Here is a 12,136-nt window from a genome sequence, read left to right on the forward strand (position 1 = left end):
GGCTGTGGCAACCGTCCCGACTGGGCGCCACGCCGCCGCATCACAGCCCGCGCTCGTCTGGCTGGCCAGAACAGGGGACAAAGAACGGATCGGCATCGCTGGCTCCTGATGGTTGAAGGTGCGGGTAATCGGCGGGGGCGATGAGGACTAGCCGGGTCAGCCCTTGCCACAGGCAAGGGCGGGCCCGGCGCCTCATCCAGCGCTACTTTTGCGGGATATAGAGCACCTGCCCTATCTGGATGTCCCGCGACTTGAGCTTGTTGATCTCCACCAGTCGCGCCTGGCTGACCCCGTATTTCTCGGCAAGCCGGGAGAGGCTCTGCCCGCGGGTGACCACATGACGGAGCATGTTGGCCTTGTCATTGCTCTGCACGCTGGTCACCGGGACGCTCGGCTCCTTGGCTGCCACCACGTAGGGCTTGATCACCCCGGCGCCGGACGAGGATCCACCGACGCTGCTGACCGGCGCCCCGCCATCGCTGCTGCGGTTCGGTTCGGTGGCCGGCATCCGGTTGGTCACCACCGGCTGCGCCGCCGGTTTGCTGACGGCGACCGGCTTGCTGGCAGGGGCGGGTCGGCTGACCGCGGCCTGCTTGTTGCTGGCCTGCCCCTTGCCGGTGAGCATGGCGCCCTTGGTCGGGTGAGCCCGGTAGTAGTTGCGGATCCCCTCGAAGATGGCGCGGGCCAGTTGATCCTGATAGCTGGAGGTCGCCAGCAGCTTCTCTTCGGCGTGGTTGGAGATAAAGCCCGTCTCCACCAGCACGGAGGGAATGTCCGGCGCCTTCAACACCGCCAGGCTAGCGTGCTCCGGCGCCTTCTTGTGCAACCGGGCCACCCGGCCCAGCGAGCGCAGGATCTGGCGGCTGACGTCATAGCCTTCGGCTCGCGACTTGTCCATGGAGAGGTCGAGGAAGGTCTGCGCCAGGTAGGGGTTGGGATCGGATTCGGCCAACACCTTGCCAACGCCGCCCAGCAGCTCGCCCTGTTTCTCCTGCTTCTCCAGCCAGCTGCCCATCTCGCGGTTGGCACGGTTGGTCGACAGCACCCAGACGGAGGCGCCGCGCGGGGTCGAGTTGTGGAAGCTGTCGGCATGCACCGACACCAGCAGGTCGGCCTTGGCCTTGCGGGCAATCTCGGAGCGCTTGTTCAGATCGACGAAGTAGTCGCCGCGTCGGGTCAGCACTGCGCGCATGCCGGGTTCGCGGTCGATGAGGGCGGCCAGTTTCTGGGAGACCGCCAGGGTCACCCGCTTCTCGTAGGTGCGACGCGGGCCGATGGAGCCCGGGTCTTCCCCGCCGTGGCCTGGGTCGATGGCGATCACCACTCCCTTGCCCTTGCCGCCCACCGGTGCCGCCTGAGCGGTGGCGGAGGCCTTCTCTTCATAGGGCAGGTCGATCACCAGCCGGTGGCCATAGGGCCCTGCCGGCGCCAATGGAAAGACCACCGGCTTGATGGCTGAACTCAGATCCAGCACCAGCCGCAGCCCGCCTTTTTCCAGCGGCGAGCTCTCGCGGATCTTGCGCACCAGCTCGCTCTTGTTCTCGATGCGGGCCAGGTTGGTGACGTTGCTCGCCCCTTTCAGGTCGATCACCAGCCGGTCCGGACCGGTCAAGGTGAAGTAGTTGTAATTGGGGGCGCTGCTCATGTCGAGCACCACCCGGGTGTTGTCCGGCGATGGCCACACCCGCACGCTCTTGAGCTGATTCGCCCAGGAGGGTAAGGCCAGCAGGGAGAGGGCAATAACAAGGATCAAGCGCACGTAGATGACAACCGTTCCAGAATGGCTTCGCCAATAGCAGTGCGGGCGTCAATCTGCACCTCGCGCTGCTCGTTTGCATAACTCAGGGTGATCTCGAGATCCGGCGCAGGCAGCCAGCCGTCGCCCTTTTCCGGCCACTCCACCAGACAGAGGGTGTTGGCGCCGAAGTAGTCGCGGATCCCCATGAACTCCAGCTCTTCCGGGTCGGCCAGCCGATAGAGATCGAAGTGATAGAGCTGCCAGTCGGCCAGCTCGTAGGGCTCCACCAGGGTGTAGGTCGGGCTCTTGACCTTGCCCTCATGACCCAGCCCCTGCACCCAGCCCCGAGTCAGGGTGGTCTTGCCGGCCCCGAGGGCCCCGTGCAGGAAGACAGTGGTCGCCTGCTGGCAGGCGTGGGCCAGACGGCCACCCAGTGCCACGGTTGCTGCCTCGTCCGGCAGTGTCATCATCAGCTGTTTTGCCATGTTCTTCTTTAACTTGTTATGGTGTCGGGATTAACCAGTCGACGGATAAAGGGCAGCAGGTCTGATGCCAGCATGCCCCGCTCTCCGTCTGCAGCGGCCAGATCGGCCGCTTCCCCGTGGATCACGGCGCCCAGTCGGGCTGCCTCGGCGGCAGACCAGCCCTGGGCCAAAAGGGCGGCGATTATACCAGATAACAGGTCGCCCATGCCGCCACTGGCCATGCCGGGATTGCCCTCGTTGCAGAGCGCCATCCCCTTGCCGTCGTGGATCAGCGTCCCCGCCCCCTTGAGCAGCACCACACCGCCGAAGCGCTGCTGCAGACGCTGCACCGCGGCAAAGCGATCCGCGGCGATCTCGGCAATGGTGCAGCCCAGCAGGCGGGCCGCCTCGCCCGGATGGGGCGTGAGCACCCAATTATCCTGATGACGGGGACATTGCGCCAGCCAATTCAATCCATCGGCATCCAATACCAGTGGCACCCGCTCGTTAACAAATGACTCAAAATGGCGCCGACCCCACTCATCCTGACCCAGACCCGGCCCCACCACCCGCACCGAGGCCCAGCTTTCATCCCCCCCGGCCTGACTGCCCATCAATTCGGCCTGATAGAGGCTGGCGGGCAGGTGATCAGGATGCTGGCACACCCGGACCAGACCGGCACCGGCCCGCAGGCAGGCGCGCGCGGCCAGCACGATGGCCCCCTGCATCCCCGCATTGCCCCCCACCAGCAACACCTTGCCGTGGGAGCCCTTGTGGGACGAGCGCTGGCGCGGCGTCAGCCTGGCGCAAAGAGAAGGATAATCGACACGCTCGGCGGCAGCCTGCCACTTGGGCGGCGCGGTGACGCCGAGGGTGTCGCAGTCGAGTCGACCGACGCAATCCACCCCGTCGGCGGTGAGCATGCCCTGCTTGATGCCGATGAAGGTGAGGGTACGGCTGGCGCGCACCACGGCTCCCATGGCGCAGCCGGTATCGGCATTGAGGCCGGAGGGGAGATCCACCGCCAACACTGGCACCTGCAAGCCATTGATTGTTGCGACGATCCTTGTCATGAGAGGTGACAGCCGGATATGGACACCGGTGCCAAGCAGTGCATCTATCACCAGATCCGGGGCCGGCAGCCGGTCGAGCTCCCGCTCCTCGGGCGACACTACTGTGCCCCCCATCGCCAGCCACTCGTCGGCGGCCCGCCTGGCATCCCCCGTCAGTTCGGCGGGATCCCGCACGGCGATCACCTGAGGCTCAAGACCCAGCTGTCTCGCCAGGCGGGCCAGCACGTAGCCGTCGCCACCGTTGTTGCCGGGGCCGGTAAAGATCCACCAGCACCGGCTGTGCGGCCAGTGGTGGGTGGCGTAGGTACGCAGCGCCGCACCGGCGCGCTCCATCAAGGCATAGAGACTCAGCCCCTCGCGTTCGGCCCACTCCCGCTCCAGGGCACGGATCTGTTCAGTCCGCCACAGTGATTGTGGTAAGCTCTGCCCCTCTTTCCCGCTGATAGCATCCCCGATGACCTGTTCCATGACGGCTCCTGACTCTCATCCATTGATCCGGTCCGGCGGGCACCGGGCTCATGATGCAGTATGACGGCGGCAAACGCCCCCATCGGTTAACCTTGGCAGCAAGCCCCCAGAGATGCGATACAGCATGACAGTACACTCCCATCCCGGTGCACGCTCAGGTCGCCCGCCAGCAGGACCGGCAGCGCCATGACCACGGCCGAACTTCATCAACTGGCCCAAGATATCAAGCTCTGGGCGAGCGAGCTAGGATTCGACCAGGCCGGCATCACAGACACGGATCTCACCCTCGAAGAGCCCAGGCTGCAAGCCTGGCTGGACGCTGGCTATCACGGCAGCATGGACTACATGGCGCGCCACGGCATGATGCGGGCTCGCCCCCACGAGCTGCTGCCGGGCACCTTGCGGGTGTTGTCGGTGCGGATGAACTATCTCCCGTTCGAGGCGGGCTTCGCCGCCACCCTGCGCGACCCCACCCTCGGCTACATCAGCCGCTATGCCCTGGGTCGCGACTACCACAAGCTGCTGCGCAGCCGGCTCAAGCAGCTGGGGGAGCGCATCGAGCGGCGCTGCGAGGCGCTGGGCTGGCGCCCCTTCGTCGACTCGGCCCCCATTCTGGAGCGGCCGCTGGCGGCCAAGGCCGGCCTCGGCTGGGTGGGCAAACACTCGCTGCTGCTCAACGAGTCGGCGGGATCCTTCTTCTTTCTGGGGGAGCTGCTGCTCAGCCTGCCGCTGCCGTTGGACGCCCCGGTGGAGAAAGAGCAGTGCGGCAAGTGCGTGGCCTGCATCAACATCTGCCCCACCGGCGCCATTGTCGCCCCCTACGTGGTGGATGGCCGCCGCTGCATCTCCTATCTCACCATCGAGAACGACGGCCCCATCCCCGCAGAGTTCCGGCCGCTGATGGGCAACCGCATCTATGGCTGTGACGACTGCCAGCTCATCTGCCCCTGGAACCGCTACGCCAACGCCAGCCCAGAGCCCGACTTCAGCCCGCGCCCCAATCTGCACCGCCCACCGCTGTTGACCTTGTGGGGCTGGAGCGAGAGCGAGTTTCTCAAGCACACGGAAGGCAGCCCCATTCGCCGCATCGGCTATCAGCGCTGGCGCCGCAACCTGGCGGTGGCCCTTGGCAACGGTCCGGCCAGTCAGGAGGTAATGGTGGCCCTGCAGCAGGCGCTGACGGAAGCCGAGCCCATGGTGGCCGAACATATCGAGTGGGCGCTGACGACCCTGGCCCGGCGCCAGCAGGATGACAACAAAAAGACCCGCTTGCTGATCCGCTGCATCGAAAAAGGTCTGCCGGATCACGCATAGACGATCTGCCCCTTGCCGGATCCAGGTCATTTTTTCATGCTCTGCCGACGGTCGATGGTCGGCACAACAAAAGGAACAAGCTGATGCAGATGTTGGGAGTGGATATCGGTGGTTCGGGGATCAAGGGATGCCTGGTCGACACCGCAACGGGCGAGCTGATTGGCGAACGCCACCGGCTGGTGACGCCGCAGCCGGCCACCCCGGCCGCCGTGGCGCATACCCTCAAGGCGCTGGTGGAACACTTCGACTGGAAGGGCCCGGTGGGCTGCGGCTTTCCCGCCACCATCCACAACGGCATCGCCAAGAGTGCGGCCAATATCGACAAGAGCTGGATTGAGACCGACGTCGCTCATCTGTTCGGCGACGTGACCGGCCAGCCCTGCCACGTGCTGAACGACGCCGATGCGGCCGGTCTGGCGGAGATGCGCTACGGCAACGGCCGGGATCGCCAGGGGGTGATCATCCTCATCACGGTCGGCACCGGCATCGGCACCGCCGTGTTCGTCAACGGCCAGCTGCTGCCCAACACCGAGCTGGGTCACCTGATGCTGGAAGGGATGGTGGCCGAGCACTACTGCTCGGACGCGGTGCGCAAGCGCGAGGATCTCTCCTGGGGCCGCTGGGGCAAGCGCTTCAACAAGTACCTGGCTCGCCTCGAGTTTCTCTTCTCCCCCGACCTCTTCATCCTGGGCGGCGGCAGCGCCGCCAAGCTCGACAAGTTCATCGACAAGATTGAGACCCGTGCCCCGCTGGTGGCGGCCGCCAACCTCAATCAGGCCGGCATCATAGGCGCCGCCCTGCACGCCGCCGAGCTGACCGCCGCCCGCCAGTCGGCATGAGCCCGTCGTGCACAACAAACAGCAGAGGCCCGGCATTGCCGGGCCTCTGCTGTTTTCCTCACACATTTTTCACTACGCGCCGCACATCTCAGCCGACGGCGGCCATCCCCTAGAGGTCGTCGAGCCGATGGGCGCCGTGCACCAACCGGGTCAGGCGGGTCTGCTCCTGCGTGGCCAGGCCACCGAGCAGCCGCACCGTCTCCTCGGTCGGACACTCCCGGGCCAGATGGCTGAGCTCGCCGATGAGTTTCTCCTCCTGCCGGCACACCAGCTGCACTATGTCCTGGGTCTGGGCCATGGCGGGCAGGCTCAGGCGCCGGATCCCGGGCAGCAGATCCTCGCTGAAGCCCCGCTCCAGCCAGGTCTCCTTCACCCCTTCGCCAAGTTCGCTCAGGTAGTCATCCAGCTGGGTACCAGCCGCCTCCTCCCGCTGCTGCAGATAGGCCAGCAGCAGCCGGCTGCGCTCGCCATCCACCTGAGTCATGAGGCGCCCGTAACAGAGTCCAAGCTGGTGATGCACCTGCTCCAGATAGAGCAGCAAGTCTTTGATTTGTTGAAATCGCATCAGGTTGCCCTCCTGTATGTCGTGCCCATTCAGTATAAAAAACAGGCAATTGCAAGCCAAGCCAAAGCACGGCCCTTGTTGTGCTGCATCAAGAAGCCGGCCAAGAAAGCAGCGATCGATACAAAATGGAATGATTTGTGCCAACCCGGGGGAGTAAAAGGATGAGCAGCTGAATCCGTCTCACGACTAATAAAGGAAGTGATAATGGTGTATTTTCCATCTGATATTCGGCAATCCTACTACACTGCCAAATACAATATTGATGCGAACCGGATCACCGTCGGCCTTAGTCAGCAAGTGACAATCCTTAGCACTTTTTTAGACGTCTAGATGTATAAACGCGCATTGACATGGCCATCCAGACATCTTAGCATCATCCTCCATGATGACAGAGCAACCCAGTGAAACCTCTGCCCAATTCACCCGCCTGTAGCGCCCTGTGCTTTAAGGCTGTTAGCACGGAAGAATCCATGATTAAGTTGATCGGTCTCAACAAAGTCTACGGTAAAGGCAGTGATGCCGTGCACGCCCTGCGTGATGTCAGCCTGCATGTGCCGCAAGGAAAAATTTTCGGGGTGATCGGTGCCTCCGGTGCCGGCAAGAGCACCCTCATCCGCTGCGTCAACCTGCTGGAGCGCCCGACGGATGGCCAGGTCATCGTCGACGGCCAGGATCTGGTCGCCCTGAGCGAGCGGGATCTGACCCAGGCCCGCCGCCAGATCGGGATGATCTTCCAGCACTTCAACCTGCTGGCCTCCCGCACCGTCTCCGCCAACATCGCCTTTCCGCTGGAGCTGGCGGGCTGGAGCAAGGACAAGATCCAGAGCCGGGTCACCGAACTGCTGGTGCTGGTCGGGCTGGAAGCCCGCGCCCACGCCTATCCGTCAGAGCTATCCGGCGGCCAGAAGCAGAGGGTCGCCATCGCCCGGGCGCTGGCCCCGGCCCCCAAGGTGCTGCTGTGCGACGAGGCCACCTCGGCCCTCGACCCGCAGACCACCCGCTCGATCCTGACCCTGCTCAAGGAGATCAACGTCAAGCTGGGTCTCACCATACTGCTCATCACCCACGAGATGGACGTGGTGAAGGGGATCTGCGACGAAGTGGCCATCATCAGTGACGGCCGGCTGATCGAGCAGGGCGAAGTGGCCTGGTTCTTCAGCAATGCCAAGACCCAGCTGGCGCGGGATTTCATCCACTCCACCATCCACCTGGAAGTGCCCCAGGAGTATCAGGATCGGATGAGTAGCAATCGAGTACCCGCCAGCTATCCGCTGGTGAAACTCGGCTTTACCGGCAGCACGGTCGACACGCCGCTCATCTCGGAGGCGAGCCGCCGCTTCAACATCGACATCAGCATTCTGAGCGCCGACATCGAGTACGCCGGCGGCGTCAAGTTCGGCTTCCTGCTGGCGGAACTGTTCGGGGATGAGGCCCAGTGCGAGGCCACCCAGCAGTTCTTCATCGACAACCATATTCAGCTGGAGGTAATGGGTTATGTCCGAAGCAATGATTAATCTGCTGTTCACGGCCCTGGGCGACACCCTCATCATGGTGTTTGCCTCCGCCCTGTTTGGCTGCCTGCTCGGTCTGCCGCTCGGCGTGGCGCTGCACGTGACCAAGGCTGGTCAGATCCTGGCCAACCCGCTGCTCAACCGTACCCTGGGCATGGTGGTCAACGTGGGTCGCTCGGTGCCCTTCATCATCCTGCTGGTCGCCATCATCCCGCTGACCCGGCTGATCGTCGGCACCAGCATCGGCACCATCGCCGCCATCGTGCCGCTGACCGTCGGTTGCATTCCCTTCATCGCCCGCCTGGTGGAAGGGGCCCTGATGGAGGTGCCGGACGGCCTGCTGGAAGCGGCCAAGGCGATGGGCGCCAAGCCATTGCAAATCATCACCAAGGTGCTGCTGCCCGAGGCCCTGCCCGGCATCCTCAACAGCGTCACCATCACCCTCGTCACGCTGGTGAACTACTCCGCCATGGCTGGTGCCATCGGGGGCGGTGGACTGGGCGATGTGGGTATTCGCTACGGCTATCAACGCTTTGACCCAACCGTCATGCTGGTCACCGTCGTGATCCTGGTAGTGCTGGTTCAACTCATCCAGAGCGCGGGTGAGCGCCTGGTCAACAAATGTGATCATCGTTAATCGTCGATTTCTGACAGGAGGTTTTATGAAATTTGGCATCAAATCCGTTGCGGCTGCCCTGCTGGCTACCCTGGTACTGGCCGGTTGCGGTCAAAAGGAAGAGAACAAGACCCTGAAGGTGGGCGCCATCGCCGGCCCCGAGACCGAACTGGTTGAAGTGGCCGCCAAAGTGGCCAAGGAGAAATACGGCCTGACCGTCGAGGTGGTCAACTTCTCCGACTACGTCACCCCGAACGTGGCCCTGAACGATGGCAGCGTTGACGTCAACGCCTTCCAGCACAAACCCTATCTGGATGCCCAGATCCGTGATCGCGGCTTCAAGCTGGTGCCGGTCGGCAACACCTTCGTCTACCCGATCGCCGGTTACTCCAAGAAGATCAAGGCCCTCTCCGAGCTGAAAGATGGCGCCCAGATCGCGGTGCCGAACGATCCGACCAACCTGGGCCGCTCCCTGATCCTGCTGGAGAAGCAGGGTCTGCTGAAGCTCAAAGAGGGTGCCGGTCTGGAAGCGACCGTGCTGGACATCGCCAGCAACCCGCGCAACTTCAAGATCGTCGAGCTGGAAGCTGCCCAGCTGCCGCGCTCGCTGGAAGACGTGGACTTGGCCATCATCAACAACACCTTCGCCGGTCAGATTGGCCTGACCCCGACCGAGAACGGCCTGTTTGTTGAGGACAAGGAGTCCCCTTACGTCAACCTGATCGTCGCCCGCGACAACAACAAGGACGACGAGAAGGTCAAACAGTTCGTACAGGCCTTCCAGACCGACGACGTCTACAAGAAAGGGCTGGAACTGTTCAAAGGCGGCCTGGTGAAAGGTTGGTAATCACTCACTCGGCAAAAAAGGCCACGCAATGCGTGGCCTTTTTTATTGCTGCCGCTATCATATCGGCGAGCACGGCAACACGAACATATTCATCACATGAAAAAATGGTATCTGGCCTACTGCAAGCCAAAAGAAGAGGCCCGCGCCCGCGCCCATCTCGAAGCCCAGGGGATCGAGTCCTACTATCCCATGGTGGAAATTGAAAAACTGCGGCGGGGCAAGCGAGTCCCGGTGCGGGAGCCCATGTTCCCCAACTACCTGTTCATCTACGTGGATCTGGAAGAGGTCACCCCGGTCACCCTGAAGTCCACCCGCGGCATCAGCCGCATCATCCACTTCGGGCGGGAGTGGACCGCCATCAACAGCCAGCTGGTCTATCAGCTGATGAGCCGGGACGACAGCGACGAGGCGCGCGCCAGCTACGCCAACCTGCCGACCCAGGGCGACAAGGTATTGATAGAATCCGGTCCGCTGGCCGGCTTCGAGGCCATCTATCTGGAGCCGGATGGAGACAAACGCGCGATCCTGCTGGTGAGCCTGCTCAATCAGGAGACCAGCAGCAGCTTCGACAACCAGTCCTTCCGTCGGCTGGACTAACCCGCCAGGCCAGAGCAACCATCTCTTGCCAGCAAGGCTGAAAAGAAACGGGGCAGGCCAAGCGGCCTGCCCCGTTTTCATGACCCTTGTCCGCCTCAGGCATCCAGTTCGAAGCGGCTGATCACCGCCGTCAAGCGGCCGGTATCCTGCGCCAGCCTGGCCACTATCTCCTCCCCCTGCTGGCTGCGCTGGCTCGACTGCCGGCTGAGCCCGGCGATCTCCTCCACCGTGCCCGCCACCTCCTGGGCCACCCGCGACTGCTGCTCGGTCGCGGTGGCGATGGCCCCCAGCTGACCCGACAAGTCCTGCACCAACTGCAGCATGGCGTCCAGGGTCGCGGTCACCGAATCGACGGCGCCGCGCCCCTCCTCCACCAGCCTGGTACCGCTGCCGACCGTGTTGACGGTCTGGCGGGTCTGCTGCTGGATGCTGGCGATGGTCTGGCTGATCTCCTCGGTGGACTGGCTGGTGCGGCTCGCCAGCAGCCGCACCTCGTCGGCCACCACCGCAAACCCGCGTCCCTGCTCGCCGGCCCGCGCCGCCTCGATGGCGGCGTTGAGCGCCAGCAGATTGGTCTGCTCGGCGATGGTGGCGATCACCTCGGTGACGCGTCCCACCTGCTCGCTCTGGCTGCTGAGCTGGCCCATCGCCTCGTTCGCCTGGGCAATCATGGCGGCAATCTGCTGCATGGTGGCCGTCATGCGGGCCAGCTCGTGGCCCCCCTGGCGGGTCTGTTGTTCGGCCTGCTGGGCGGCCCGCGCCGCTTCGGCGATATTGCCCGCCACATCCCGGGTGCTAACCGACATCTGCTCGATGGCTGCCGCCACCGTATCGACCCGCTGATTCTGGCTCGCCAGATCGGTGACGATGGCGCGGGTGGTGCTGCTCACCTCACCGCAGGCCCCGTCTACCTGCCCCACCGCCCCCTGGATCTCCCCCACCAGCTGGCGCAGCTGGCCGGACATCTGGTTGATGGAGCCCGTCAGCCCGCCCAGCTCATCCTGGCTCTGCACCGGCAGGGGACGGGCCGGCAACCGACCATTGGCCACCTGATCGGCCCGCAGCACCAGGCTGGCGATGTCCCGGGTCAGGCGCCGGCTGAACAGCAGCGCCACCAGGGTACCCAGCACGATCACGGTCAGGGTGGCCAGCAGCAGGGTGCGATTGATGGCCTGACCGGCGCTGGTCATCTTCTGGCCCATGCTCTGTACCTCGGCACGGGTCTCGGTCACCTGGCCGGCCAGCTGGGTCGCCAGTTGGCCGAGGGCGGGCTCAATCTCGGTCGCCATCAGGTAATTGGCCTGATCCCAGTCCGGGGCCTGACGCTTCTCGATCACCTGGCCCACCAGCTCGGCAAAGGGGGACGACATCTCCTCGAACAGCGACCAGATCCCTTTCTGCGCCTCGGTAAAGTTGGCCTCTTGCTGTTTCAGCTCGGCCACCCGCTGCTGGTGGAACTGGTAATAGTCCTGGTATTTGGTGCGATAGTCCGGATCCCCCGAGATGAGGAAGTCACGCAGGGCGGAGAGGGCATTGGAGAGGCCGTTGTAGGCATCCCCCACCTGCTTGAGCAGCAGGCGGCGATCGCCGGGCAGATGATCCTGCGGGGTGGCTACCTCTTCGTTGGCAAAGGACTGCAGCTGATCGAGGGCCGATTCTGCCAACGGCCCCGCCTCCTGCAACATCAGGGTATGGGCGGGCAGATTCTCGTCGGTCTGGGCTATGTCCCACACCTTCTGCTGGCTGGTCTTGAAGGCCTTGAGCGAGCGAGCAAGCTCGGCGGTGAACTGCTGGTGTTCGATCACCTGCCAGGCCCCCTCCCACTCCTGTTTGAGGCGGTCGGCCTGCGCCGGATCCTTGCCCAAGATGAGATAGGCCCGCAGGGAGGAGATGGTCGCCACCAGCGCCTTCTGGCTGGCCTCATCCCGTTGCAGGGCGGGCAGGGCCTGCTCCATCAGAGCGCTGCCGGCCTGTCCGATGCGGCCGAGCTGGTGGTAGACCAGGCTGGAAGAGAGGATCACCAGCAGATTGATAAAACAAAAGCTAAGCAGCAACTTGCTTGAAATTTTCATGAACGTCCTTGTTTCTTTGCGGGCATCCTGCC

At 63.9% G+C, this 12,136-nt stretch carries 11 protein-coding genes; 6 read left to right on the top strand and 5 right to left on the bottom strand.

Annotated elements, in window-relative coordinates; genetic code table 11:
* Nucleotides 1-202: 202 nt before the first annotated feature.
* The 3 genes from ACB031_RS14095 to ACB031_RS14105 are packed head-to-tail and all read right to left on the bottom strand — an operon-like array spanning nucleotide 203 to nucleotide 3,743.
* Nucleotides 203-1,759 carry an N-acetylmuramoyl-L-alanine amidase gene (locus ACB031_RS14095; protein ID WP_042009096.1) on the bottom strand — a complete coding sequence of 519 codons (1,557 nt, stop codon included), beginning with the start codon at nucleotides 1,757-1,759 and terminating at the stop codon, nucleotides 203-205.
* Entirely contained in the window at nucleotides 1,750-2,223 is a 474-nt protein-coding gene (tsaE, locus tag ACB031_RS14100) for a tRNA (adenosine(37)-N6)-threonylcarbamoyltransferase complex ATPase subunit type 1 TsaE (RefSeq protein WP_005304245.1), read from the bottom strand. The genes ACB031_RS14095 and tsaE overlap by 10 nt, the downstream gene beginning before the upstream one ends.
* A gap of 8 nt (nucleotides 2,224-2,231) precedes the next feature.
* Nucleotides 2,232-3,743, bottom strand: coding sequence for a bifunctional ADP-dependent NAD(P)H-hydrate dehydratase/NAD(P)H-hydrate epimerase (locus tag ACB031_RS14105; RefSeq protein WP_042009095.1), 1,512 nt, complete (start codon nucleotides 3,741-3,743; stop codon nucleotides 2,232-2,234).
* Nucleotides 3,744-3,929: 186 nt separating this feature from the next.
* Between ACB031_RS14105 and queG the strand changes: the two genes are divergently transcribed.
* Nucleotides 3,930-5,057 (top strand): tRNA epoxyqueuosine(34) reductase QueG, encoded by a 1,128-nt coding sequence (queG, locus tag ACB031_RS14110; RefSeq protein WP_042009093.1) that lies wholly within the window; start codon nucleotides 3,930-3,932, stop codon nucleotides 5,055-5,057.
* An 83-nt stretch (nucleotides 5,058-5,140) separates the two neighbouring features.
* Entirely contained in the window at nucleotides 5,141-5,896 is a 756-nt protein-coding gene (gene ppgK / locus ACB031_RS14115; protein WP_005304254.1) for a polyphosphate--glucose phosphotransferase, read from the top strand.
* Between the two features lie 109 nt (nucleotides 5,897-6,005).
* On the opposite strand, the gene ACB031_RS14120 is transcribed toward ppgK, so the two are convergent.
* A complete protein-coding gene (locus ACB031_RS14120; protein ID WP_017782117.1) occupies nucleotides 6,006-6,461 on the bottom strand; it encodes a hypothetical protein in 456 nt (151 codons plus the stop codon).
* Nucleotides 6,462-6,931: 470 nt separating this feature from the next.
* Here ACB031_RS14120 and metN point away from each other — a divergent pair, with 470 nt between their 5' ends.
* The 4 genes from metN to rfaH all read left to right on the top strand — a co-directional run bounded on the left by metN (nucleotide 6,932) and on the right by rfaH (nucleotide 10,032).
* On the top strand, nucleotides 6,932-7,975 hold the full coding sequence (gene metN, locus ACB031_RS14125; protein ID WP_371139804.1) for a methionine ABC transporter ATP-binding protein MetN: 1,044 nt from the start codon (nucleotides 6,932-6,934) through the stop codon (nucleotides 7,973-7,975).
* Nucleotides 7,956-8,609, top strand: coding sequence for a methionine ABC transporter permease (locus ACB031_RS14130; protein ID WP_011704854.1), 654 nt, complete (start codon nucleotides 7,956-7,958; stop codon nucleotides 8,607-8,609). Before metN ends, ACB031_RS14130 begins: the two co-directional genes overlap by 20 nt.
* Nucleotides 8,610-8,634: 25 nt before the next feature.
* Nucleotides 8,635-9,435 (top strand): methionine ABC transporter substrate-binding lipoprotein MetQ, encoded by an 801-nt coding sequence (metQ, locus tag ACB031_RS14135; protein WP_005304269.1) that lies wholly within the window; start codon nucleotides 8,635-8,637, stop codon nucleotides 9,433-9,435.
* Nucleotides 9,436-9,531: 96 nt separating this feature from the next.
* Nucleotides 9,532-10,032, top strand: a complete 501-nt coding sequence (rfaH, locus tag ACB031_RS14140) for a transcription/translation regulatory transformer protein RfaH (protein ID WP_019840631.1) — start codon at nucleotides 9,532-9,534, stop codon at nucleotides 10,030-10,032.
* 95 nt (nucleotides 10,033-10,127) lie between these two features.
* On the opposite strand, the gene ACB031_RS14145 is transcribed toward rfaH, so the two are convergent.
* Nucleotides 10,128-12,104: a methyl-accepting chemotaxis protein gene (locus ACB031_RS14145; RefSeq protein WP_371139805.1), complete on the bottom strand. Its 1,977-nt coding sequence runs from the start codon at nucleotides 12,102-12,104 to the stop codon at nucleotides 10,128-10,130.
* Between the last annotated feature and the right edge of the window lie 32 nt (nucleotides 12,105-12,136).

It is taken from the genome of Aeromonas sp. S8(2024) (assembly GCF_041403085.1).
GTDB classification, from domain to species: domain Bacteria; phylum Pseudomonadota; class Gammaproteobacteria; order Enterobacterales; family Aeromonadaceae; genus Aeromonas; species Aeromonas dhakensis.

What these genes read in the sequence shown, in the direction of transcription:
- ACB031_RS14130 (WP_011704854.1), top strand. Translation starts at nt 7,956, where the DNA reads ATGTCCGAAGCAATGATTAATCTGCTGTTCACGGCCCTGGGCGACACC.
- queG (WP_042009093.1), top strand. Translation starts at nt 3,930, where the DNA reads ATGACCACGGCCGAACTTCATCAACTGGCCCAAGATATCAAGCTCTGG.
- ppgK (WP_005304254.1), top strand. Translation starts at nt 5,141, where the DNA reads ATGCAGATGTTGGGAGTGGATATCGGTGGTTCGGGGATCAAGGGATGC.
- ACB031_RS14145 (WP_371139805.1), bottom strand. Translation starts at nt 12,104, where the DNA reads ATGAAAATTTCAAGCAAGTTGCTGCTTAGCTTTTGTTTTATCAATCTG.
- metQ (WP_005304269.1), top strand. Translation starts at nt 8,635, where the DNA reads ATGAAATTTGGCATCAAATCCGTTGCGGCTGCCCTGCTGGCTACCCTG.
- ACB031_RS14105 (WP_042009095.1), bottom strand. Translation starts at nt 3,743, where the DNA reads ATGGAACAGGTCATCGGGGATGCTATCAGCGGGAAAGAGGGGCAGAGC.
- metN (WP_371139804.1), top strand. Translation starts at nt 6,932, where the DNA reads ATGATTAAGTTGATCGGTCTCAACAAAGTCTACGGTAAAGGCAGTGAT.
- rfaH (WP_019840631.1), top strand. Translation starts at nt 9,532, where the DNA reads ATGAAAAAATGGTATCTGGCCTACTGCAAGCCAAAAGAAGAGGCCCGC.
- tsaE (WP_005304245.1), bottom strand. Translation starts at nt 2,223, where the DNA reads ATGGCAAAACAGCTGATGATGACACTGCCGGACGAGGCAGCAACCGTG.
- ACB031_RS14120 (WP_017782117.1), bottom strand. Translation starts at nt 6,461, where the DNA reads ATGCGATTTCAACAAATCAAAGACTTGCTGCTCTATCTGGAGCAGGTG.